This window comes from Rhodococcus sp. PAE-6 (assembly GCF_025290685.1).
Classification (GTDB): Bacteria; Actinomycetota; Actinomycetes; order Mycobacteriales; family Mycobacteriaceae; genus Rhodococcus; species Rhodococcus pyridinivorans.
The window spans coordinates 203,961-227,406 of the sequence record NZ_JAOCLZ010000007.1; the positions used below are offsets into that span (position 1 = coordinate 203,961).

Genomic DNA, 23,446 nt, shown 5'->3' on the forward strand with positions numbered 1-23,446 from the left:
GAAATCACAGGGCACATGGGTGATCTGATCGTCGTCGAGGGTCTCGATGGGGCCGGCAAGCGGACCTTGTCCGCCGGTCTCGTCGAGACCTGGCGCGAGGCCGGACGGAAGGTCGCGACGCTGGCCTTCCCGCGGTACGGGCAGTCGATCCACGCCGATCTGGGCGCGGAGGCGTTGCGCGGGCAGCACGGCGACACCGCCTCGAGCGTCGAGGCGATGGCGTTGCTGTGGGCGCTCGACCGTCGCGATGCTGCCGACGAGCTGCGGAAGCTGCTCGCCGACAACGATATCGTGCTGCTCGACCGGTACGTCGCGTCCAACGCCGCGTACACCGCGGCGCGCCGGAACCAGGATGTGACCGGCCCGGCGGTGGAGTGGATCCGCCGTCTCGAGTTCGAACGGTTCGGGCTTCCGGTGCCCGATCTGCAGGTGCTGCTCCGCGTTCCGGTCGCCCTCGCCGCCGAGCGTGCCCGTAACCGCGCCGCGACCGAGGTCGACCGCGATCGCGACGCCTACGAGCGCGATGCCGGTCTGCAGGAGCGCACCGGCGCGGTCTACGACGGGCTCGCGCAGCAGCAGTGGATGTCTCCGTGGGAGGTCGCAGGCCCGCAGACCTCCCCGCGACAACTCGCCGTTGACATCTCAAATCTGCTTCACGACGCTCGAGGGGTGACACGATAGAGGCTATGAAGCCGAGGATTCTGGTAGTCGACGACGACACCGCGCTGGCCGAGATGCTCACGATCGTGCTGCGCGGCGAGGGATTCGAACCGTTCGTGGTGGGGGACGGCACTCAGGCGCTGGGTGCCGTGCGCGAGATCCGGCCCGACCTCGTCCTGCTCGATCTCATGCTCCCCGGCATGAACGGCATCGACGTGTGCCGTGTGCTCCGCGCGGATTCCGGTGTGCCGATCGTGATGCTCACCGCCAAGTCCGACACCGTCGACGTCGTGCTCGGCCTCGAATCGGGCGCCGACGACTACATCGTCAAGCCGTTCAAGCCGAAGGAGCTCGTCGCACGCGTGCGGGCCCGGCTGCGTCGCACCGAGCAGGAACCGGCGGAGGTCCTGAACATCGGGGACATCACCATCGACGTCCCCGCCCACAAGGTCACCCGCGGCGACGAGGCGATCTCGCTCACGCCCCTCGAGTTCGACCTGCTCGTGGCGCTCGCACGCAAGCCGCGCCAGGTGTTCACCCGTGAGGTCCTGCTCGAGCAGGTCTGGGGTTACCGGCACGCCGCCGACACCCGGCTCGTGAACGTCCACGTCCAGCGTCTGCGCGCGAAGGTCGAGAAGGATCCCGAGAATCCCGAGGCGGTGCTCACGGTGCGGGGGGTCGGCTACAAGGCCGGACCGCCGTGATTCGAACCTACCGGCTTCGGCGGCGTATCACGCGTAGGACGCTGCCGCTGGTGAGGTGGTCGCGGTCGATGAGCAGCCGACTCGCGCACACCTGGCGACGATCCCTGCAGCTCCGGGTCGTGACCTCGACCCTCACGCTGTCGCTGATCGTCATGTTCGTGCTCGGAGTGGTACTCACGAGCCAGATCACCGACCGACTGCTCGAAGTGAAGATCGACGCGGCGACCGAGGAGATGGATCGCTCGCGCGCACTCGTCGAGGGACAACTCGCGGGCGCCGACGACTCCGGCTCGCTCGCGGTCCGCCTCGACGGTGCCGCGGCGATCCTCACCAGCCGTGGCAGCGACGGGGGACAGGACACCGGCGTCGCCGGAACCTTCGACCCCGTCCTGATCGTTCCCGGCGACGGTCCGCGGGCCCCCACCTCGAGCGGGCCCGCCGACCAGATCCCGCAGAACCTGCGTGCCTTCGTCCAGAACGGGCAGATCGCGTACCAGTTCGCGACGGTCGCCGATCCCGACGGCTACACCGGGCCGGCCCTGATCATGGGCAGCCCCACCGACTCCGACATCTCCACACTCGAGCTGTATCTCGTCTTCCCGCTCGGCGGTGAGGAACGCACCCTCGCCCTCGTCCGCGGCACCCTGCTCGTCGGTGCCGTGGTCCTGCTCGTGCTGCTGGCCGCGATCTCGATGATCGTCGCGCGGCAGGTCGTGCTGCCCATCCGGTCGGCCTCCCGGATCGCCGTGCGCTTCGCCGACGGACGGCTCAAGGAACGCATGCCGGTCCGCGGTGAGGACGACATGGCGCGCCTGGCGATGTCGTTCAACGAGATGGCCGAGAGCCTGTCGCGGCAGATCACCCAGCTCGAGGAGTACGGCAACCTGCAGAAACGGTTCACCTCCGATGTGAGCCACGAACTGCGCACCCCGCTCACGACCGTCCGTATGGCCGCCGACCTCATCCACGACGGCAGCGACGAGCTCGACCCCGTCCTCAAGCGGTCCTCCGAACTGCTCGTCGCCGAACTCGACCGCTTCGAGAGCCTCCTCAACGATCTGCTCGAGATCAGCCGGCACGACGCGGGTGTCGCCGAACTCGCCTCCGAACGACTCGATCTGCGGATGTGCGCGCGTGCCGCCGTCTCGACCGTGCGGCACCTCGCCCGCGAGACCGCCACCGAGCTCATCGTCGACCTTCCGGACGAGTCCGTCGAGGCCGACGTCGATCCGCGCCGCGTCGAACGCATCCTGCGCAACCTGCTCGCCAACGCGATCGATCACGGCGAGGGCAAACCCATCCTGCTGCGGTTGCGCGCCGACGACGCGGCCGCGGCCTTCGTCGTGCGCGATCAGGGCGTGGGCCTGCGACCGGGGGAGGAGAAACTCGTCTTCAACCGGTTCTGGCGCTCCGATCCGTCGCGGGTCCGGCGCTCCGGCGGCACCGGCCTCGGTCTCGCGATCAGCGTCGAGGACGCCAACCTGCACAACGGCAAGCTCGAAGCGTGGGGCGAACCGGGACGAGGTGCCAGCTTCCGGCTCACCCTCCCGCGCGAACGCGGACGTAAGGTGGGTCGCAGCCCCCTGCCTCTCGTGCCCAGCGCCGCGAAGGCCGTGCAGGGCAAGCCCCCGCCGGGTGACGACACCCCGGAGCGGCCTTCGACGGGAGAGATCCCGACCGACCCTGCGAGCACATCGTCCGAAGGAGCCAATACATGAGCCGCTCGACTCCGCGTGCAGCGGGCGTGCTCGTCGTACTCCTGACCGTGGCCGGACTCGTGCTGTCGGGGTGCGCCACGCTGCCGGATTCGTCGTCACCGCAGGCCATCGGAACCCTTGAACGCGGCCCCGCGACCACCGAGGTCGCCGCTCCCGTGCCCGGTCGCGAACCCGACCTGCTCCTGCGCGACTTCCTGCAGGCGAGCACGGATCCGACCAACCGCCACCGCGCGGCCCGGCAGTTCCTCACCCCCACGATGTCCGAGTCCTGGGACGACGCGGCGAGCGCGACGATCGTCGACAAGGTCGACGTCCTCGTCGAGGAACGCGACGGCGACAGCGCCACCTACGTGGTGCGGGCCAGCACCGTCGGCTACCTCGAGGAGGGTGGCATCTACCGTCCCGCCGACGGGGAGTTCGAGGCGCGGTTCTCCCTGGTCCGCACGGACGGGGAGTGGCGCATCGACCGGTTGCCGGCCGGCGTCATCATGGACCGCCCGCGCTTCCTCAACACCTATCAGCGCCGCTCGCTGTACTTCCTCGACCCGACCGGCACCGCCGTCGTCCCCGACCCCCGCTGGATCACGGGTACCCCCGAACAGACGGCGTCGCAGTTGATCGGGTTGCTCGTCGAAGGGCCGAAAGAGGTCCTCGCGCCTGCGGTCAAGAATCTCCTCGAGGACGTCACCGTCATCGGCTCGGTGACGAAGGCGGACGGCCGCACGACCGACGTCGGCGTCGGACTCGGCGGTATCCGCATCGACTTCCAGGGGGTCGGCTCGATGGGCCGGCAGGATCGCGAACTGCTCGCCGCGCAGGTGATCTGGACCCTCGCCAACGCAGACATCAGCGGCCCGTACCAGCTCCTCGCCGACGGCCAGCCCCTCGACGAACGGTTCCCGAACGGGTGGACCACCGCCGACGTGGCATCGATGAACCCCCTTGCCGCATCGAGCGTGACGGTGGGCCTGCACGCGCTGCTCGACGGGACGCTGGTGAGCGTCGCCGAGACCGGCGTGACACCGGTCCGCAGCTTCTTCGGCATGTCCGACGATCTGCAGTCCGTCGCCTTGTCGCTGGACGGGGAACTCGTCGCCGCCGTCGAGAACACCGGGAAACCGGCACCGGAGCCGGCCGTGCAGCTGATGGTCGGTGCCTACAGCGAAGGCGCTGCCGAACCCGCGGTCGACGGCGAGTCGATCACCCGGCCGTCCTGGTCACCGAACAACAACTCGGTGTGGGCCGTCGTCAACGGCACGGCGGTAGTGCGTGCGGTGCGCGAGCCCGGCACGGGGCGGGTCACCGTGGTCGGCGTCGAAGCGGGTGCGATCCGTGCCCTCGGGGGCCGCATCACCGAGCTGCGCCTGTCGCGCGACGGTGTCCGCGCCGCCCTGATCATCGACGGACGGGTCTTCGTCGCGACGGTCGTACCGACCACGACCGGCGAATACTCGCTCGCCAACCCGCGCGAGATCGGCTTCGGCCTCGGCGGTCCCGCGCTCGCCTTGGACTGGAGCACGGCCGACACGATCGTCGTCTCCCGAGCGTCGGCCGACGTGCCCGTCGTGCAGGTCGCGGTGGACGGCTCACGCATCGACGCACTGCCGAGCCGCAATCTCACGCCCCCGGTGGTGGCGGTCGAGGCGTCCACGGCGAGCGAGTTCGTCGCGGATTCCCGGACGGTCTTCCAGCTCAACAACCGCGACCCCGCCGGCGACCGGTACTGGCGGGAGGTACCCGGACTGGCCGGGATGGCGGCGATCCCGGTCCTTCCCGGCTAGAGCGTGCCGACGGTGACGCCCAGGCGTCGGTGACTTCGGGCACACTCCCGGTGTGCTCACCGCCTTTCTCGATCTCGTCCTGCCCGCCCGGTGCGGTGGGTGCGCCGCTCCCGGAGCGAGCTGGTGCCGGGCGTGCGCACGCGAGCTCTCCGATCACCTCGTGGCCGTCGCGCCGCGCGTCGACCCCGGGACCCCGGTGTGGAGCCTGGGCCCGTACACCGGCCCCAGGCGCCGCGCTGTGATCGTCGCGAAGGAGCGTGCCCGCCGGGATCTCGCCGAGCCGCTCGGGCTCGCGTGGGCCGTCGCGATCGCGCGGCTGCGCCGATGGAGCGAGCTGCCCGAGGGTCCCTTGATCGTGACGCCCGCCCCCACCCGGACGCGTGCGGCGCGGGCACGCGGAGGCGATCCCGTCACGCGTGCCGCCCGGGCCGCCGCGACCCACGACCGTCGCCTCCACGTGCATCCGATCCTGAGTGTGGCGGCCGGGGTGCGTGATTCGGTGGGGCTCTCGGCAGCCGACAGGCAGCGCAACCTTGCCGGCCGTGTCGGGGTGCGCGCCGACGGTCTGCCGCGCACGATCCCGGTCCTCGTCGTCGACGACGTGCTCACCACCGGAACCACCGCGCGCGAGTCGGTGCGGGCACTCCGACGCGCCGGATTCGACCCTCTCGGAGTGCTCGTGATCGCCCACGCGTGAGCCCGCGGACGGGCCCGGAAAGTACCTCACCGAGTGACCGGAAGGCGACGCGATGGGAAATCGCGCGGGAACGGTGGCACACCTCCGCGTTACGTACTACCGTCGCCATCAGACCCGGAAACAACAAGGTAGACGGGTGGAAACGCCTGTTCTTCCGATTCCGGGTGAGCGCGCTCTCGCGCTCATACATCATGCCGGCGCGCGGGCTGCGCCGGCCGTAACTCGGGAGGTACGCGTGACGACCCCTTCGAAGTCCAGAGGTTCCGTTGCAGAGGCCGATGCAGCCACGGAAGGCCCACGTGCCGACGTTGTCGTGAAAGGACGCAACGTCGAGGTCCCCGATCACTTCCGGATCTACGTCTCCGAGAAACTCGCTCGGCTCGAACGTTTCGATCCGACGATCTTCATCTTCGACGTCGAGTTGCAGCACGAACGCAACAGGCGTCAGAGGAAGAGTTGTCAGCGGGTCGAGATCACTGCCCGCGGAAAGGGACCTGTCGTACGCGCCGAGGCCAGTGCCGACAGCTTCTACGCTGCCTTCGAGTCTGTGATCAGCAAGCTCGAATCGCGCCTGCGACGGACGAAGGAGCGCCGCAAGGTCTCTTACGGTGAGAAGACGCCCGTGTCCGTGGCGGAAGCCACCGCGGCCCTCGCCCAGGATGACGAGCTCGCGATCTCGCCCGACCTGTCGCTCGGCGACAGCGAGAAGGAGCCTCAGGACGGTCCCGGTCGCATCGTCCGGACGAAGGAACACAACGCTGCGCCGATGACCGTCGACGACGCCCTCTACGAGATGGAACTCGTCGGTCACGACTTCTACCTGTTCCACGACAAGGAGACGGACAAGCCGTCCGTGGTCTACCGGCGACACGCCTTCGACTACGGTCTGATCAGGCTCGTGTGACACTGCCGGGAGTGACCGAAGGCACCTCGCCATCGCGGTCACTCCCGCGCAGCGCCTACCATGGAATCCGGCCGGGGTCCGACAAGGCCTCGGCCGGATTTCTTGTCCGTGCAGGTACCCGAGATTGAGGACGAACACACCAGTGCTGTCGCTGACGAAGCTGCTCCGGATCGGTGAAGGTCGCATGGTCAAGCGGCTCAAGCACATCGCCGAGCATGTCGATTCCCTCTCCCCGGACTTCGAGGCCCTGACCGACGCCGAGCTCCGGGCCAAGACGGACGAGTTCCGGAGCCGCTACCAGGACGGCGAGACGCTCGACGATCTGCTTCCGGAAGCCTTCGCGACCGCCCGGGAGGCGTCCTACCGTGTGCTCGGCCAGAAGCACTATCTCGTCCAGATCATGGGTGGCGCGGCGCTGCACTTCGGCAACATCTCCGAGATGAAGACCGGTGAGGGCAAGACCCTCACCTGCGTGCTGCCGGCCTACCTCAACGCAATCTCCGGCGACGGCGTCCACGTCGTCACCGTGAACGACTACCTCGCCAAGCGCGACGCCGAGTGGATGGGCCGCGTGCACCGTTCCCTCGGACTCGAGACCGACGTGATCCTGTCCGGCATGACCCCGGCCCAGCGCCGCGCGGCCTACTCCGCGGACATCACCTACGGCACCAACAACGAGTTCGGTTTCGACTACCTGCGCGACAACATGACGCACTCGCTCGACGACCTCGTCCAGCGTGGCCACAACTTCGCGATCGTCGACGAGGTCGATTCGATCCTCATCGACGAGGCCCGGACCCCGCTGATCATCTCGGGTCCCGCCGACGCGTCGAGCAAGTGGTACTCCGAGTTCGCGCGCATCGCCAAGCTGCTCAAGCCCGAGGTGCACTACGAGATCGACATCCGCAAGCGGACCGTCGGTGTGCACGAGGCCGGCGTCGAGTTCGTCGAGGACCAGCTCGGCATCGACAACCTGTACGAGGCGGCCAACTCGCCGCTGGTGAGCTACCTCAACAACGCCATCAAGGCCAAGGAGCTCTACGCCAAGGACAAGGACTACATCGTCCGCAACGGCGAGGTCGTCATCGTCGACGAGTTCACCGGCCGCGTCCTGTCGGGCCGCCGCTACAACGAGGGCATGCACCAGGCGATCGAGGCCAAGGAAGGCGTCGAGATCAAGGCCGAGAACCAGACGCTCGCCACGATCACGCTGCAGAACTACTTCCGCCTGTACGACAAGCTGTCGGGCATGACCGGTACGGCCGAGACCGAGGCCGCCGAGCTCCACCAGATCTACAGCCTGGGTGTCATCCCGATCCCGACCAACCGCCCGATGGTGCGCGTCGACCAGGGCGATCTGATCTACAAGACCGAGGAAGCGAAGTTCGCGGCCGTCGTCGACGACGTCGTCGAGCGTCACGAGAAGGGCCAGCCGGTCCTCATCGGTACGACGAGCGTCGAGCGGTCGGAATACCTGTCGCGACAGTTCACCAAGCGCGGTGTGCCGCACAGCGTGCTCAACGCGAAGTTCCACGAGCAGGAAGCGCAGATCATCGCGCAGGCCGGCCGGTCCGGCGCGGTGACGGTCGCGACGAACATGGCCGGTCGCGGTACCGACGTCGTGCTCGGCGGCAACCCCGACATCCTCGCCGACATCGAGCTGCGCAAGCGCGGCCTCGACCCGGTCAACACGCCGGACGAGTACGAGGCGGCCTGGGACGAGACCCTCGAGCGGATCAAGGCCGAGTCGAAGGCCGACGCCGAGAAGGTGCGAGCGGCCGGTGGCCTGTATGTGCTCGGCACCGAACGGCACGAGTCGCGTCGTATCGACAACCAGCTCCGTGGCCGTTCCGGTCGTCAGGGCGATCCGGGCGAGTCACGGTTCTACCTCTCGCTCGGCGACGAGTTGATGCGACGCTTCAACGGCGCCGCGCTCGAGTCGATCATGACGCGACTGAACCTGCCCGACGACGTGCCGATCGAGGCGAAGATGGTCTCCAAGGCCATCAAGAGCGCGCAGACGCAGGTCGAGCAGCAGAACTTCGAGATCCGCAAGAACGTCCTCAAGTACGACGAGGTGATGAACCAGCAGCGCACCGTCATCTACGAGGAGCGTCGCCGGATCCTGCGCGGCGAGGACCTCGAGGGTCAGGTGCAGCACATGCTCACCGACGTGATCACCGCCTACGTCGACGGTGCGACCGCCGAGGGCTACGTCGAGGACTGGGATCTCGAGCAGCTGTGGACGGCGCTCAAGACCCTCTACCCGGTGGGTGTCGACCACAAGACGCTCGTCGCCGAGAACGAGGACCTCGACCGCAACGGTCTGCTCGAGGTCCTTCTCGAGGACGCCCGCGCCGCCTACGCACGTCGCGAGGCCGAACTCGAGGCCATTGCCGGTGAGAACGCGATGCGCGAACTCGAGCGTCGCGTGCTGTTGTCGGTTCTCGACCGCAAGTGGCGCGAGCACCTCTACGAGATGGACTACCTCAAGGAGGGCATCGGCCTGCGCGCGATGGCGCAGCGTGATCCGCTCGTCGAGTACCAGCGCGAGGGCTTCGACATGTTCACCGCGATGCTCGAGGGCCTGAAGGAGGAATCGGTCGGATTCCTGTTCAACCTCCAGGTCGAGGCCGCGCAACAGCAGCAGTCCGCGGGTGTGGCGGTCACGCCGGCCTCTGCGGCGGCCGCCGCGCAGGCGGCCCCGAGCCTCGCCAAGGCTGCTCCCGCGCGATCCGCACAGCCGGCCCCGGCGGCACAACAGGCACAGCCGGCCCCGACGGCACAACAGGCACAGCCGGCTCCGGCGGCGCAGGCGGAGCCCGCACCGGCCGCGCTGCGGGCCAAGGGTCTCGACGAGACCGAGCGGCGTCTGACCTACACCGGTCCCGACGAGGACGGCCGCGCCCACGTCGCGCGTACGACCGCCGGTTCCGACGCGCGCTCCGCGCCCAGGCAGGCGGGCACCCGCAAGGAGCGTCGTGCCGCGGCCCGGCGCGATGCGAAGACCAACCGACGACGCTGAACGCGCTGAGTCGAAGACTCACGTAGGCGTTGAGTCGAAGACTCACGTAGGCGTTGAGTCGAAGACTCACGTAGGCGCTGAGTCGAGGACTCACGATCACCCCACGACCCTGTGGCTCACCCGAGCCACAGGGTCGTGATCGTCCAGCGGTGCGGAGCACGAGGACGGGGACGCTTGCGCACCATCCGGCCGGCGAAGGCGAACACCCGGTCCCCGCGACCGTAGCTGCCGAACAGTTCCACGGTGTCGGCGTCGACGGGACGCACCCGCGTCCGCAGCAGTATCGCGGTGCTGTGTCCGGCACGCGGAGGCCGGCCCGCGGTGATCGTCGCGACGAGACGCGGATCGAGGACCGTGGTGGACTGCACCGCGGGACGGCGGCCGTCGACGACCTCGAGGACCAGGCGCACCGCCGTCTCCGCGACCCGCACGACACCCGGATCGAGCACGATCGCGGGTCGGTCGCTCGGCCCCGTGGCCGGACCTTCGATGCTCGGGCCCTCGGCCGGACGTCCGGTTCCGTCGCGGCGGAGCGTGGCGCGTCCCGAGCGTCCGTCGTGCGGCGTGGGCCGACGGGCGACGTGGCTGCGGGGACGGTGGCAGCTCTCCTCGACCGGAGGTTCGAGGCGGGTGAGGCGGCGCACGTAGCGCCCGGTGTGATGCGACATGGGCTCTCCCGAAGGGCATGAGAACGGATCGTCACGGTGACACCGTGACGGCGGATCGGTTCGGGAGAGGACGAACCGCGCACATGATGCCACATCTCCGGGCGACGGTCCCGGTTCGACGCGCGCGGGATGCGCTGCGCGAGCAGGACGTCCAGGACCTACGGTGGTGTCGTGATGCGAGGACTCGTACTCGACGTCGGTGGCGTCCTGGTCGGGCCGGGAAGCGACCCCGACACCTTCGGCGCGGCCGTGACGGTCCTGCGTGCACGCGGTGTGCGGACCGCTCTGTTGAGCAACGACCCCGGGGGGCCCGGCGCGCAGTGGCTGCGCGATCTCGAGGGCCCGTTCGTCGACCGCGTGGTGCTCTCGGGGGACGCACGTGTCGCCAAACCCGACCCCGAGAGCTACCTGCTGGTCGCCCGGCTGCTGGACCTCGAACCCGGCGAGTGCGTATTCGTCGACGATTCGGTCGGCAATGTGCGAGGCGCCGCCGCTGCGGGGATGGTCGGCGTACACCATGATGGTTCACACGACGCGCCGGGCGAACTGGCCGTACTCTTCGATCTCGATCCCGAGGAGATCGGGAGCGGAGCCACGGACGGCGCCGAGTCGTGGTGGCGATGTTCGGGAGGTTCGGGTCAGGAGGGGGAACGGGGTCGATGACGAGCCGGATGACGGCGCAGGACGCGTCGTACTACTACCTGGAGACGAGCAACACGCCGATGCACGTCGGGTCGCTCGCGATCCTCGAACCCCCCGAGGGCGGTCTCGACTACGAGAGCGTGCTGCGGTTGGTCGAGCAGCGACTGCCCGAGGTGCCCCGTTACCGGAAGAAGGTGCGGGAGGTCGCATTCGGGCTCTCGCGACCCGTGTGGGTCGACGACCGCGATTTCGACATCACCTACCACGTGCGGCGCTCCGCGCTGCCGAAACCCGGCTCCGACGAACAGCTGCACGACCTCGTCGCGCGTCTGGTCTCGCGACCGCTCGACCGCACGCGACCGCTCTGGGAGATGTATCTCGTCGAGGGGCTCGCGAACGATCGGGTGGCGCTGTTCACGAAGTCGCATTCGGCGCTCGTCGACGGCGAGGAGGCCCTCGACATCGTCCAGGTGCTCTTCGACAAGGAGCCGGTGCCGCGTGAGGTCCCCGAGGAATTGTGGATGCCCGAACGCGAACCGTCGGAGTCCGCTCTGCTCGTCGGAGCGCTCGCCGAACTCGTCGCGCGCCCGGGGGAGGGGATCGCCGCCGTGCGATCGGCCGTGGGCGATCTCACGGCGACCCTCACCGAGACCGTCGACGCCGTCGGCCGGATCGCCCGCACGGCAGCGCAGTCGGCGCCCGAGACTCCGCTGAACACGCAGATCTCGAGGAGCCGTCGGTTCTCCGTGGTGCGCTCCGATCTGGAGCCCTACCGCAAGATCCACTCCCGCTACGGCTGCACGATCAACGACGTGGTGCTCGCGGTCCTCGCCGGCGCGTTGCGGTACTGGCTGCTCTCCCGCGGGGAGCCGGTCACCGAGGCGACGGTGGTGCGGGCGATGGTCCCGATGTCGGTGTACACCCAGGCTCCGGACGACTGCGGCGACAACGACACGATCCAGGTGCACCCGCAGGGCGAGGTGTCGTCCTTCCTGCTGGATCTGCCGGTGGGGGAGCCGAACGCGGTGGTCCGGTTGTCGCACATCGCGCATGCGGGCGAGGCCTACTCGCGGCAGCGGCGGCGGGTGGCGGCGCAGACGATGGTCCGCTTGTCGGGCTTCGCCCCGGCGACGATGCACGCGGTGGGAGCCCGGGTCGCGATGGGTTTCTCGCAGCGGATGTTCAACCTCATGATCACCAATGCGCCCGGTCCGCAGCACCCGCTCTACCTCACCGGAGCCCGGCTGCTCGAGATATTCCCGGTCTCGCCGCTGCTGAAGAATCAGGCCCTGAGCATCGCGTTGACGTCCTACGACGGCAAGATCTACTACGGTTTGAATGCGGATCGTGATGCGATGCCCGATGTGGACGTGGCAGCGACGCTGATCCAGGAATCTCTCGAGGAGTTGACGGATGCCGGCAGGTGAGAAGTGACGCGTGTCTATGTACCGGCAACGCTCGCGATGTTGCAGGGCCTCGTCGCCGACGGTGAGGTCGACGTGGTGGGCCGGACGGCCTTCGCGGTGACCCCCGCTCTGCGCGAGGCCTACACGGCGGGCGACGACGAGGAGCTCGCCGAGGTCGCTATGGCCGAGGCGGCACGCGCGTCGCTGCGGTTGCTCGGGTCGGAGGAGCCGAACGATCATCCGTCCTTCGCGTCGCGTCGGGTGGTGATCGCGGCCGACGTCGACGAGGTGAAGCCGCGGCCGGATCTCGACGATGCGGTCGTCAAGCTCGCCGGGCCGATCACGATGCGTGCGGTCGCGTCGGTGCACATCGACCTGCAGGAGGCGGAGGCCGACGTCGCGCGGGCACGCGAGATCGTCGATGCCGCCGAACTGGGCGACGAGGAGGCCGAGTTCGTCCTCGGCGACGCGGAGGACCACGAACTGGCGTGGTACGCGGCCCAGGAACTGCCCTTCCTCCTCGAACTGCTCTGACCTCGCATATCGCCACGTCATAGGTGTGACGACCGTCTCTCGCTCAACCTACGCTTCCGTAACCTCTGATAACCTACGGAGCCGTAACCGGAGTGAGGAGAAACGGTCGGATGGGCCTGAAGGAATGGATCGAGAAGCCTGCGGCACACGTCGCGCCAGGGGAGAAGTCGCTCTCCAACGTCCTGCGTGGCGCGGTGGCCCGGCTGACCACCCCTCTGCTCCCCGACGACTACCTGCATCTGGTCAACCCGCTGTGGTCCGCCCGTGAACTGCGCGGGCGCATCGTCTCGGTGCGCCAGGAGACCCCCGATTCCGCGACGATCGTCATCCGTCCCGGCTGGGGCTTCGACTTCGGATACGCGCCCGGCCAGTACATCGGCATCGGTCTGCATGTCGACGGTCGCTGGCACTGGCGCTCCTACTCGCTGACCTCCTCGCCCACCTGGGACGACAAGGTCATCTCCATCGCCGTGAAGGCGATGCCCGAGGGTTTTCTGTCCAGCCACCTCGTCGGTGGGGTTCCCGAGGGCACCGTCGTGCGCCTCGCCGCCCCGAAGGGCGATTTCGTCCTGCCCGACCCGCCGCCGGCGAAGATCCTCTTCCTCACGGCCGGCAGTGGCATCACGCCGATCATGTCGATGCTGCGGACGCTCGACCGGCGTGCGGTCGAGCGCGAACTCGACCTGCCCGACGTCGTGCACATCCACTCCGCGCCGACGGCCGAGAACGTGATGTTCCGGTCCGAACTCGAGCGTTTCGACGCCACCCACGATCGCTTCCGCGTGCACGTGCGTCACACCCGTGAGAAGGGCAAGTTCGCGCTCTCGGAGCTCGACGAGGTGTGCCCCGACTGGCGCGAGCGTCAGACCTGGGCGTGCGGTCCCCAGCAGATGCTCGACGACATCACTGCGCACTGGGCCGCGGAGGGCATCGAGGATCAGGTCCACCTCGAGCGCTTCGCCGTCAGCCGCGCCGACACCTCTGGCTCGGGCGGAACGATCACGTTCGCGAAGTCCGGCAAGACCGTCACTGTGGACGGCGCCACGACGATTCTCGAGGCCGGTGAGAGCGTCGGTGCGCTGATGCCTTTCGGTTGCCGCATGGGAATCTGTCAGACTTGTGTTGTGCCGCTCGAGAAGGGGCACGTCGTCGATCTGCGATCCGGCAAGGAGCACGCAGAAGGCGAACGCGTCCAGACCTGCATCTCCGCCGCTGCCGGCGACTGCACACTGGACGTGTAGACACCGACAGCAAACCTCCGAAGGATCCCGCTTGGCCATCACCGACATCCGCGCGTTCTCTCATCTGACCGAAGACGACATCGTTGCTCTTGCAAACGAATTCGACGCGATTCGACGGGATGTGGAGAATTCGCGCGGCCCGCGGGACGCCCGCTACATCCATTCCGTCATCCGTGCGCAGCGTGTGCTGGAGGTGGTCGGACGCTGCGCGCTGTTCGGTTCGCGTCGACGGTCGCGCTGGATCATCGGTACCGCTGCGCTGTCGCTCGCGAAGATCATCGAGAACATGGAACTCGGGCACAACGTGATGCACGGGCAGTGGGACTGGATGAACGACCCCGAGATCCACTCGACATCGTGGGAATGGGATCAGACCGGTCCGTCCGAGCACTGGAAGCGCGCCCACAACTACGCGCACCACACCTACACGAACATCGTGGGCATGGACGAGGACGTGGGATTCGGCATCCTGCGGATGACGCGCGACGAGAAGTGGCGTCCGCGCAATCTCGCGCAGCCGATCGCGAACATCGTCCTCGCGCTGACCTTCGAGTGGGGGATCGCGCTGCACGACCTCTCGGCGAAGAAGGAACTCGAGGGCGTCCCGCCCGTGCAGTGGAATTCGGGGCCCAACAAGGAATTCGCAGCGAAGGCCGGCCGGCAGGTCGTCAAGGACCTGGTGTTCTTCCCGGCGCTCACCGGGCCGGCCTGGCGCAGCACGTTGTCGGCGAACCTCACCGCGAACGTGATCCGCAACATCTGGGCGTATCTCGTGATCTTCTGCGGCCACTTCCCCGACGGCGCAGAGAAGTTCACGACCGAGCACTACGAGAACGAGACGCGCGGAGAGTGGTATCTGCGCCAGTTGCTCGGTAGCGCAAACATTTCCGGTGGGCGTGCGATGGATTTCCTCACCGGGAATCTCAGTTATCAGATCGAGCATCACCTGTTCCCGGACCTGCCGAGCAACCGCTACCCGGAGATCGCCGCCCGTGTACGGGCGCTGTGCGGCAAGTACGACCTGCCGTACACGACCGGTTCGCTCGCCCGGCAGTACTGGCTCGCCCTGCGCACGATCCACAAGCTCGCGTTGCCCGACCGATTCCTCAAGGCGACGGCCGACGACGCCCCCGAGACCTCCTCCGAGCGCAAGTTCGACAGGTGGCGCCCGGAGGCGCCCGCGGTGGTCACTGAGGCGTCCACCGGACGTCGCCGGGGTCTGCTCACGGCGCTGCGGATCCATGCCGAGCATGCGGTAGCAGAACGTCGTCGTCGCCTGGTGAATCGGGTCACCGGCGACCTTCCGTCACTCTGTGATTCGCGCCACAGCTCCGAATCCGGCTAACCTACGGGACCGTAACCTACGGTAGAGTAGCCCGCATGGCGATATCGGATGTCAAGGAGTACGCGCACCTGACGGAGGCGGACGTCGAGGCCATCGGCCGCGAACTCGACGCCATCCGGCACGATATCGAGGAGTCCCGCGGTGAGCGCGACGCTCGGTACGTCCGCAACACGATCCGGCTGCAGCGCGGCCTCGAGATCGGCGGGCGCCTCGTGCTGCTCGGCTCGAACAAGCGTCCGCTGTGGCTGCTGGGCACGGGCATGCTCTCCCTGTCGAAGATCATCGAGAACATGGAACTCGGGCACAATGTGATGCACGGGCAGTGGGACTGGATGAACGACCCCGAGGTGCACTCGGCCAACTGGGAGTGGGACAACGTCGACCCGTCGGCGCACTGGAAGATCACCCACAACTACCTGCATCACAAGTACACCAACATCCTCGGCATGGACGACGATGTGGGATACGGCCTGCTGCGCGTCACCCGCGACCAGCGATGGAAGCCGTTCTACCTCGGCAACGTCGCGTACAACGCCATCCTCGCAGCGCTGTTCCAGTACGGCATCGCCATCCAGCTGCTCGAGCTCGGCAAGGTCATCCAGGGGCGCGACGACCGCGAGCTCACCAAGGCACGCGGCAAGGAGGTGCTCGCCAAGCTCGGCAAACAGCACCTCAAGGACTACGTGATCTATCCGGCGCTCACCGGCAAGTCCTGGAAGTCCACGATGAGGGCCAACGCCACGGCCAACTTCGTGCGCAACATCTGGACCAACGCGGTGATCTTCTGCGGTCACTTCCCGGACGGTGCGGAGAAGTTCACGAAGCAGGACATCGAGACAGAGACGCGTGCCGAGTGGTACCTGCGTCAGATGCTCGGCTCCGCGAACATCTCCGGCGGCAAGGTCATGGACTTCATGACCGGCAACCTGAGCTACCAGATCGAGCACCACATCTACCCCGACCTGCCGTCCAACCGGTACGCGGAGATCGCGGTGCGCGTGCGTGAGCTGTGCGAGAAGTACGACCTGCCGTACACCACCGGCCCGCTCGCGGTGCAGTACTGGAAGTCCTGGCGCACCATCGCCAAGCTGTCGCTGCCCGACAAGTACCTCAAGGACGACCGCGACGCCGCCCCGGAGACCGCTTCCGAGCGGGGCTTCGGCGGAGCGCCGGAGATCGATCCGGCCACCGGCCGCCGCGTGGGTCTGGCCACCACCATCGAGAAGACACGCAAGCGCGGATTCGTCCGCCGCGCGCTCGGCATGCGCTGACGGTCACGAGAACGAGCACGAACCCCGGCACCTACAGGTGCCGGGGTTCGTGCGTTCGGCCGGGGTTCGTCGGTTCACCAGGGGTCGTTGGACGCGAGCGCCGTGAGCAGTTCGCGCACGGCCATCGCCCGGTTGTGCGACTTGCCCTCCAACGAGTCGAAGGCACATTCGGGATCGGCGGGCGGGCCGAGATGCGTGCACCCGCGCGGGCAGTCCTCGACCGCTTCGGCCAGGTCCCCGAACGCCGCGACGACGTCGTCGGGCCCGATGTGCGCGAGCCCGAACGACCGGATGCCCGGGGTGTCGACCACCCACCCGCCCTCGGGCAGATGCAGGGCCACCGACTGGGTGGAGGTGTGACGTCCCTTGCCCACCCCGGAGACCTCGCCGGTGGCGCGGTCGGCGTCGGGGACGAGCCTGTTCACCAGTGTCGACTTGCCGACCCCCGAGTGCCCGATCAGGGCGGTCACGCGACCGTCGATCCGCTCGTGCAGGGCGGTGAGATCGTCGTCCTGACCGACGAGCAGCACCGGGATGTCGAGATCCGCGAAGTGCGCGGCGAACTCGTCGGGATCGGCGAGGTCGCTCTTGGTCAGTCCCAGCAGGGGAGCGAGACCGCCGGCATAGGCCGCGACGAGTGCGCGTTCGACGAGTCCGGTCCGTGGTGGGGGATCGGCGAGCGCGACCACGATGAGCAGCTGTTCGGCATTGGCGACGACGATGCGCTCGAACGGATCGGTGTCGTCGGCCGTGCGCCGCAGGACGGTGCTGCGGTCCTCGACCCGCACGATGCGCGCGAGCGTGTCGGGGCGACCGGAGAGATCGCCGACGACACCCACCTGATCGCCCACCACGATCGGGGTCCGGCCGAGCTCGCGTGCCCGCATCGTCGTCACGATCCGGTCGGGATCACCGCCGAGCGCGACACCCCACCGCCCGCGGTCGACGGAGACGACCATGCCCTCCTCGGCATTGCGGTGGGCCGGGCGGTCCTTCGTGCGCGGCCGCGAGCCGCGCCCGGGGCGGACCCGGACGTCGGACTCGTCGTACTCCCGCCGCCTCAGGAGTCGCTCCCCGTCAGCAGCGACTCCCACAGGCCTTCGAAATCGGGGAGCGTCTTGGCGGTGGTGCCGATGTCCTCGACCTCGATCCCGTCGACGACGAGCCCGAGGATCGCACCGGCCGTGGCCATCCGGTGGTCGGCGTAGGAGTGCCAGATACCACCGTGCAGCGGCGTCGGCTCGATGTGCAGGCCGTCCTCGGTCTCGGTGATCGAACCCCCGAGACGACCGATCTCGGTGGCGAGCGCCGCCAGCCGGTCGGTCTCGTGACCGCGCAGGTGCGCGATACCGCGCAGGTCGGAGGGCGAGGCGGCGACCGCGGCGAGGGCCGCGACGGTCGGCGCCAGCTCGCCGACGTCGTGCAGGTCCACGTCGATGCCTCGCAATTCGCCCGGGCCGCGCACGGTCAGCGTCCCGTCTGCCCACGTCACCTCGGCGCCCATCTGCTCGAGGATGCCGCGGATCGCGTCGCCGGCCTGGGTGGTCGACTCGGGCCACAGGGGCACCGAGACGACACCACCGGTGACCGCCGCGGCCGCGAGGAAGGGCGTGGCGTTCGACAGGTCGGGCTCGACGGTGACGTCGACGGCCTTGATCGTCGTCGGGGGCACCCGCCAGGTGTCGGTCTCGGAGGTGTCGACGGGGACCCCGGCCGTTCGGAGCATCTCGACCGTCATCTCGATGTGCGGCATCGACGGCACCGGTTCACCGGCGTGGCGGACCACCACACCCTCGTCGAAGGCGGCCCCGGACAGCAGCAGACCCGAGACGAACTGCGAGGACGCGGAGGCGTCGATGGTCACGGAACCGCCGCGCACCGCACCGCGGCCGTGCACGGTGAAGGGCAGCCGGTCGCCGTCGATGTCGGCGCCGAGGGCGCGCAGGGCGTCGAGCACGGTGCTCATCGGGCGGACGCGGGCCTGTTCGTCGCCGTCGAACCGCACGTCGCCGTCGGCCAGTGCGGCCAGCGGCGGTACGAACCGCATGACGGTGCCGGCCAGTCCGCAGGCGACCTCGCCTCCGCGCAGGGGGCCGGGGGTCACGTCGAGGGTGGTGCCGCCGTCGCGCTCGGTGACGGTCGTGCCCAGCGTGCGCAGGGCCCCGATCATCAGGTCGGTGTCGCGGCTGCGCAGCGCGCCGGTCAGGGTGGACGGCCCGTCGGCGAGTGCGGCCAGGATCAGGGCACGGTTGGTGATCGACTTCGATCCCGGCAGCGTCACCGACGCTCGAACCGGGGACACGGCGCGGGGTGCTCTCCACAGACTCACCCGACCATCTTCGCCCATCCGGACCGGTGCGGGCACCCTCGCCCACCCGGTGCGCGCCGGTGTCGGTTCCGTCACCCGGCGATGCCACACTCGACGGCATGTGCGGAAGGTATGTCTCCACCGCCGACCCGGCGACGCTCGCCGTCGAACTCGACGCACTCGACGAGACCGGCGACGACAGCAGCCGGGACGGGCGGGGGCCCGACTACAACGTCGCGCCGACGACCGAGGTGCTCACCGTTGTCGCCCGGCACGACGGGGAAGATCCCGACGGTCCCGTCCGCCGCCGTATCCGCCGCATGCGCTGGGGACTCGTGCCGCACTTCGCCGAAGAGGTGGGCGGAAGCGCACCACTGATCAACGCGCGATCCGAATCGGTCGCCACCAAGCCGAGCTTCGCGCGGTCGCTGCGCTACAAGCGGTGCCTCGTCCCGATGGACGGCTGGTACGAATGGCAGGTCGAACCCGCGCCGGACGGCAAGCCTCGCAAGGTGCCGTACTTCATGGCGCCGGCCGACGGATCGCGGATCTGCATGGCCGGGGTGTGGGCGGAGTGGCGCGACCCGCGGAACCCGAAGGCACCGCCGCTGTCGAGCACGGCGATCCTCACCGCGCAGTCGGTCGAGCAACTCGGCAACGTGCACGAACGGATGCCGCTGATCCTCCCGCCGGAGCGGTGGGATGCGTGGCTCGACCCCGACAGTCTCGGCCATCCGGATCTGATCGTGCCGAGCGTCGACGCGATCTCGGCGATCGAGATCCGCCGCGTGTCCGCGAAGGTCAACAGCATCCGCAACAATGGCCCCGAACTGCTGCAACCCGACGACGGCGCCGGCGATCAGATGGTGCTGTTGTAGGCGCTGCCGGAGCGGACGGGCCCTACGGACCGGCCGTGATCGGTGCCACGACGGCGCCGGTCAGCCGGATCAGATCGTGCGGATCCAGTTCGATCTCGAGCCCTCGCCGACCCGCGCTGCACAGCACCCGGTCCCACTGCTCGGCGGAGACGTCGATCACGGTGCGCAGACGCTTGCGCTGCCCGAGCGGGGAGATGCCGCCGACGACGTACCCGGTCGCGCGTTCGGCGGCGGTGTGATCGGCCATCACGGCCTTGCCGCCGCCCAGCGCCCCGGCTGCGGCCTTGAGCGACAGCGTCGCCGGGACCGGGATCACCGCGACGGCGAGCTTACCGTCGGACAGCGACACCACCAGCGTCTTGAAGATCTGTTCGGCGGAAACCCCGAGGTGTGTGCCGAGTTCCTCGACGGCTTCGGCGCCGAAGGACGACGACCTCGGGTCATGTGCGTATTCGTGGACCCGGTGCGCGACCTTCTCGCGCTTCAACAACACCGTCGCGGGAGTGGATGTCGAGGCCATCCGATCACTCTAGAGAACCGGAGGTGGGGAACAAGCGCGGTGGGCACGGCGTTGCACACCGACGGGTGGATCCACCGGCCACCCGAGACCCGACGATCGGAGAATTCGTGGCAGTGCTGTGCCCGCCTCGACCGGACGCCATCGGACGTCCCCCCGATCCGGACGCCGTCGGACCGGTAGCCTTCTCGACAGGCGTCGATGAAGGGATCGGTGTGATCGAGGAGTCTGTGGAAGAACTGACCGAGCGGTTCGAGCGGGACGCGCTTCCCCTGCTCGATCAGCTCTACGGCGCTGCGCTGCGGATGACCCGCAATCCCTCCGACGCCGAGGACCTCGTACAGGAGACCTACATCAAGGCGTTCTCCGCCTTCCGGTCGTTCCGCGAGGGCACCAACCTCAAGGCCTGGCTGTACCGGATCCTCACCAACACCTACATCAACTCGTACCGGAAGCGTCAGCGGCAACCCGCGCAGTACCCGACCGACGAGATCACCGACTGGCAGCTCGCCGCCACGGCCGAGCATTCGTCGACCGGTCTGCGGTCCGCGGAGGTCGAGGCACTCGACGCGCTTCCCGACGACGACATCAAGGCGGCGTTGCAGGAGCTTCCCGAGGAGTTCCGCATGGCCGTCTACTACGCCGACGTCGAAGGGTTCCCCTACAAGGAGATCGCCGAGATCATGGGGACGCCGATCGGCACCGTGATGTCGAGACTGCACCGGGGTCGCAAGCAGCTGCGGGGCCTGTTGGCCGACGTGGCGCGCGATCGCGGTTTCATGCGGGAGAAGGCCGTGGACGCCACAACCGGAACATCGGATCAGCCCGAGAGCGGAAAGGGAGCACCGCAGTGAGCGAACCCGACTTCGATCGACTCGACTGCTCGGCGGTCATCGCGGACGTCTACCTGCTTCTCGACTCCGAATGCGACGCCGGTTCCCGCGAGAAGCTGCAGCGGCACCTCGACGAGTGCGGCACCTGCCTCGAGGCCTACGGGATCGAGGAGAAGATCAAATCGCTGCTCAGCCGCAAGTGCGGCGGGGAACACGCACCCGAGGGCCTGCGGGAGCGGCTCATGCTGCAGATCCGCCGCACCGTGGTGATCACCGAGACGGACAGCGCCGAGTCGTAGGCGAGTTCACTCGTACCGAGTCGTAGGCGAGTTCACTCGTACCGAGTCCTGGGTGAGACCCCCGAACGTGACAGGGGCCGGAAAGCTGCTGCTTTCCGGCCCCTGTCCGCGTCTCAGGCGTTGGGACGCTTGCCGTGGTTGGCGGCGTTACCCTTGCGGCTGCGCTTCTTGCGACCTCGCTTACCCATGGTGGGATCTCCTTTCTCGTTCATTACAGTGTTTCACGTGCGGTCGAGTGGTCCTGTCGGCAGGTCCGCCGCCGGAGCGTGAAACGAGGTGTTCGATGGCGGAAGACGTACGCGCGGAGATGGTATCGACCGTGTTCGAGGTCGTCGTGCGAGAGGGTGACGTGGTGGCCGAGGGCGACACGCTGGTGATCCTCGAGTCGATGAAGATGGAGATTCCCGTGCTCGCCGAGTCGGCGGGCACCGTGACCTCCGTCGGAGTCTCGGTCGGGGATGTCATCCAGCAGGGCGACCTCATCGCCGTGATCTCCTGACGGCGGGTATCTCCTGAGTACGAAAGCGGTTCCCGTGTCCACACTCAGTTCGTTGCTCGCGAGGTACACGGATCTTCCGGGCGCGGCCGTCGATCACCTCCAACGTGTCGTGGGCGAGTGGCAGTTGCTCGCCGACCTGTCGTTCGCCGACGTCCTCCTGTGGGTCGACGCGGCGCCGTCCGGAATCGTGTGCGTCGCACAGTGCCGACCCACCACCGCCTCGACGGTGATCCCCGAGGACGCCGTCGGCACGCTCGTCTCCGACAACGAACATCCTTACGTCCGTAAGGCTTTCGAAACCGGAGAGATCGTCGACGTCAAGTCGTCCCCGGGCGCCGGGATCAACATCCGTCAGGCCGTGCCGGTGCGCTGGGACGGTCGGGTCGTCGCGGTGCTCAGCCGCGACGCCGCCCGCGTGTCGCGGCGGTCGGCCAGCGCGCTCGAGACGGCCTATCTCGAATGCGCCGACGACCTCTACCGGATGATCAGCGAGGGCACTTTCCCGACGCCCGAGGCGCGCTCGGACACCAAGTCGAGTCCACGTGCGGGCGACGGATTCATCCGGCTCGACCGGAAGGGCAAGGTCGTCTACGCGAGCCCCAACGCGCTGTCGGCCTATCACCGGATGGGTCTGAACTCCGACCTGATCGGTCAGGATCTCGTCGAGACGACCCGCGCACTGGTCACCGACCCCTTCGAGAGTCGCGACGTCACCGACTACCTCCGCGGGGCCGTGGAGGGCCGTCTGGGGCAGCGCATGGAGATCGAGGCACTCGGGGCCACCGTTCTGATCCGTGCGTTGGTCCTGAACCCGGGAGGGAAGATCCGGGGCGCCGCGGTGATCGTCCGCGACGTCACCGAGGTCAAGCGACGCGACCGGGCACTGCTGAGCAAGGACGCGACCATCCGCGAGATCCACCACCGTGTCAAGAACAACCTGCAGACGGTCGCCGCGCTGCTGCGACTGCAGGCGCGCCGAACCGGGAACGCGGAAGCCCAGCAGGCCCTGGGGGAGGCGGTCCGTCGCGTGACATCCATCGCCCTGGTCCATGAGGCGCTGTCGATGTCAGTGGACGAGGAGGTCGATCTCGACGGTGTGTTCGACCAGCTGATCCCCATCGTCGTCGACGTGTCGACGGTCGGCAGCCAGATCCGGGTGGTGCGGGAGGGGAATCTCGGCGTGTTCCCCGCGGATCGCGCCACGCCTCTGGTCATGGTGCTGACCGAACTCGTCCAGAACGCCGTCGAGCACGCCTTCGATCCGGGCGTGAACGGCACGGTCACCGTCAATGCCCAGCGTTCGGCCCGCATGCTCGACGTCGTGGTCCGCGACGAGGGGAAGGGTCTTCCCGAGGGGTTCAGCCTCGAGGCGTCGAACCGGCTCGGTCTGCAGATCGTCCGGACCCTCGTGGCTGCCGAGCTCGGCGGATCGTTGGAGTTGACGTCCAACGAGGTCGGCGGGACCGATGCACGCCTGCAACTACCGCTGGGCAAGGTGCCGGTCGCCTGATCGTCC

22 protein-coding genes are annotated in these 23,446 nt (G+C 68.3%); 18 read left to right on the plus strand and 4 right to left on the minus strand.

All coding sequences use genetic code 11. From position 1 onward, the window contains the following. Nucleotides 1-15: 15 nt before the first annotated feature. The 7 genes from NVV99_RS16035 to secA all read left to right on the plus strand — a co-directional run bounded on the left by NVV99_RS16035 (nucleotide 16) and on the right by secA (nucleotide 9,489). Complete coding sequence (locus tag NVV99_RS16035; protein WP_024101504.1) at nucleotides 16-681, plus strand: dTMP kinase; 666 nt, start codon at nucleotides 16-18, stop codon at nucleotides 679-681. Next, nucleotides 678-1,364 carry an MtrAB system response regulator MtrA gene (gene mtrA, locus NVV99_RS16040; protein ID WP_174556239.1) on the plus strand — a complete coding sequence of 229 codons (687 nt, stop codon included), beginning with the start codon at nucleotides 678-680 and terminating at the stop codon, nucleotides 1,362-1,364. Before NVV99_RS16035 ends, mtrA begins: the two co-directional genes overlap by 4 nt. Nucleotides 1,365-1,432: 68 nt before the next feature. Next, nucleotides 1,433-3,082 (plus strand): MtrAB system histidine kinase MtrB, encoded by a 1,650-nt coding sequence (mtrB, locus tag NVV99_RS16045; protein ID WP_019288499.1) that lies wholly within the window; start codon nucleotides 1,433-1,435, stop codon nucleotides 3,080-3,082. Next, the gene (gene lpqB, locus NVV99_RS16050; RefSeq protein ID WP_019288498.1) at nucleotides 3,079-4,863 is read left to right on the plus strand and encodes an MtrAB system accessory lipoprotein LpqB; all 1,785 of its coding nucleotides are present in this window, start codon (nucleotides 3,079-3,081) and stop codon (nucleotides 4,861-4,863) included. Before mtrB ends, lpqB begins: the two co-directional genes overlap by 4 nt. A gap of 52 nt (nucleotides 4,864-4,915) precedes the next feature. After that, nucleotides 4,916-5,560, plus strand: coding sequence for a ComF family protein (locus tag NVV99_RS16055; protein ID WP_024101501.1), 645 nt, complete (start codon nucleotides 4,916-4,918; stop codon nucleotides 5,558-5,560). Nucleotides 5,561-5,795: 235 nt separating this feature from the next. Next, nucleotides 5,796-6,464 (plus strand): ribosome-associated translation inhibitor RaiA, encoded by a 669-nt coding sequence (gene raiA, locus NVV99_RS16060; protein ID WP_024101500.1) that lies wholly within the window; start codon nucleotides 5,796-5,798, stop codon nucleotides 6,462-6,464. A gap of 142 nt (nucleotides 6,465-6,606) precedes the next feature. Then, nucleotides 6,607-9,489 (plus strand): preprotein translocase subunit SecA, encoded by a 2,883-nt coding sequence (gene secA, locus NVV99_RS16065; protein ID WP_024101499.1) that lies wholly within the window; start codon nucleotides 6,607-6,609, stop codon nucleotides 9,487-9,489. 116 nt (nucleotides 9,490-9,605) lie between these two features. Here secA and NVV99_RS16070 read toward each other — a convergent pair whose 3' ends face one another. After that, complete coding sequence (locus NVV99_RS16070) at nucleotides 9,606-10,157, minus strand: Rv3235 family protein (protein WP_024101498.1); 552 nt, start codon at nucleotides 10,155-10,157, stop codon at nucleotides 9,606-9,608. 174 nt (nucleotides 10,158-10,331) lie between these two features. Here NVV99_RS16070 and NVV99_RS16075 point away from each other — a divergent pair, with 174 nt between their 5' ends. The 6 genes from NVV99_RS16075 to NVV99_RS16100 all read left to right on the plus strand — a co-directional run bounded on the left by NVV99_RS16075 (nucleotide 10,332) and on the right by NVV99_RS16100 (nucleotide 16,596). Next, the gene (locus NVV99_RS16075) at nucleotides 10,332-10,820 is read left to right on the plus strand and encodes an HAD-IA family hydrolase (RefSeq protein ID WP_024101497.1); all 489 of its coding nucleotides are present in this window, start codon (nucleotides 10,332-10,334) and stop codon (nucleotides 10,818-10,820) included. Then, nucleotides 10,817-12,226: a wax ester/triacylglycerol synthase family O-acyltransferase gene (locus tag NVV99_RS16080; protein WP_024101496.1), complete on the plus strand. Its 1,410-nt coding sequence runs from the start codon at nucleotides 10,817-10,819 to the stop codon at nucleotides 12,224-12,226. The genes NVV99_RS16075 and NVV99_RS16080 overlap by 4 nt, the downstream gene beginning before the upstream one ends. A 36-nt stretch (nucleotides 12,227-12,262) precedes the next feature. Then, the gene (locus NVV99_RS16085) at nucleotides 12,263-12,739 is read left to right on the plus strand and encodes a hypothetical protein (protein ID WP_197539134.1); all 477 of its coding nucleotides are present in this window, start codon (nucleotides 12,263-12,265) and stop codon (nucleotides 12,737-12,739) included. 110 nt (nucleotides 12,740-12,849) lie between these two features. Then, nucleotides 12,850-13,980, plus strand: a complete 1,131-nt coding sequence (locus NVV99_RS16090) for a ferredoxin reductase (RefSeq protein WP_024101494.1) — start codon at nucleotides 12,850-12,852, stop codon at nucleotides 13,978-13,980. A gap of 31 nt (nucleotides 13,981-14,011) precedes the next feature. Then, on the plus strand, nucleotides 14,012-15,325 hold the full coding sequence (locus tag NVV99_RS16095) for an acyl-CoA desaturase (RefSeq protein WP_024101493.1): 1,314 nt from the start codon (nucleotides 14,012-14,014) through the stop codon (nucleotides 15,323-15,325). A 35-nt stretch (nucleotides 15,326-15,360) separates the two neighbouring features. Then, nucleotides 15,361-16,596 (plus strand): fatty acid desaturase, encoded by a 1,236-nt coding sequence (locus NVV99_RS16100; protein WP_024101492.1) that lies wholly within the window; start codon nucleotides 15,361-15,363, stop codon nucleotides 16,594-16,596. 74 nt (nucleotides 16,597-16,670) lie between these two features. Here the strand turns inward: NVV99_RS16100 and rsgA are convergent, their stop codons facing one another. Both rsgA and aroA read right to left on the minus strand, forming a co-directional pair. Next, complete coding sequence (gene rsgA, locus NVV99_RS16105) at nucleotides 16,671-17,690, minus strand: ribosome small subunit-dependent GTPase A (RefSeq protein ID WP_006550228.1); 1,020 nt, start codon at nucleotides 17,688-17,690, stop codon at nucleotides 16,671-16,673. After that, nucleotides 17,657-18,943: a 3-phosphoshikimate 1-carboxyvinyltransferase gene (aroA, locus tag NVV99_RS16110; RefSeq protein ID WP_033097204.1), complete on the minus strand. Its 1,287-nt coding sequence runs from the start codon at nucleotides 18,941-18,943 to the stop codon at nucleotides 17,657-17,659. The genes rsgA and aroA overlap by 34 nt, the downstream gene beginning before the upstream one ends. 80 nt (nucleotides 18,944-19,023) lie before the next feature. On the opposite strand from aroA, the gene NVV99_RS16115 reads away from it, so the two are divergent. Beyond that, nucleotides 19,024-19,782, plus strand: a complete 759-nt coding sequence (locus tag NVV99_RS16115) for an SOS response-associated peptidase (protein ID WP_024101490.1) — start codon at nucleotides 19,024-19,026, stop codon at nucleotides 19,780-19,782. A 22-nt stretch (nucleotides 19,783-19,804) separates the two neighbouring features. On the opposite strand, the gene ybaK is transcribed toward NVV99_RS16115, so the two are convergent. Beyond that, on the minus strand, nucleotides 19,805-20,302 hold the full coding sequence (ybaK, locus tag NVV99_RS16120) for a Cys-tRNA(Pro) deacylase (RefSeq protein WP_019288488.1): 498 nt from the start codon (nucleotides 20,300-20,302) through the stop codon (nucleotides 19,805-19,807). Nucleotides 20,303-20,514: 212 nt separating this feature from the next. Here ybaK and NVV99_RS16125 point away from each other — a divergent pair, with 212 nt between their 5' ends. The 4 genes from NVV99_RS16125 to NVV99_RS16140 all read left to right on the plus strand — a co-directional run bounded on the left by NVV99_RS16125 (nucleotide 20,515) and on the right by NVV99_RS16140 (nucleotide 23,440). Then, the gene (locus NVV99_RS16125; protein ID WP_050993430.1) at nucleotides 20,515-21,153 is read left to right on the plus strand and encodes a sigma-70 family RNA polymerase sigma factor; all 639 of its coding nucleotides are present in this window, start codon (nucleotides 20,515-20,517) and stop codon (nucleotides 21,151-21,153) included. Then, nucleotides 21,150-21,431 carry a mycothiol system anti-sigma-R factor gene (gene rsrA / locus NVV99_RS16130; protein WP_006550233.1) on the plus strand — a complete coding sequence of 94 codons (282 nt, stop codon included), beginning with the start codon at nucleotides 21,150-21,152 and terminating at the stop codon, nucleotides 21,429-21,431. Before NVV99_RS16125 ends, rsrA begins: the two co-directional genes overlap by 4 nt. A gap of 283 nt (nucleotides 21,432-21,714) precedes the next feature. Then, complete coding sequence (locus NVV99_RS16135; protein WP_006550234.1) at nucleotides 21,715-21,930, plus strand: biotin/lipoyl-binding carrier protein; 216 nt, start codon at nucleotides 21,715-21,717, stop codon at nucleotides 21,928-21,930. A 34-nt stretch (nucleotides 21,931-21,964) separates the two neighbouring features. Continuing rightward, nucleotides 21,965-23,440 (plus strand): sensor histidine kinase, encoded by a 1,476-nt coding sequence (locus tag NVV99_RS16140; protein WP_006550235.1) that lies wholly within the window; start codon nucleotides 21,965-21,967, stop codon nucleotides 23,438-23,440. Nucleotides 23,441-23,446 lie beyond the last annotated feature (6 nt).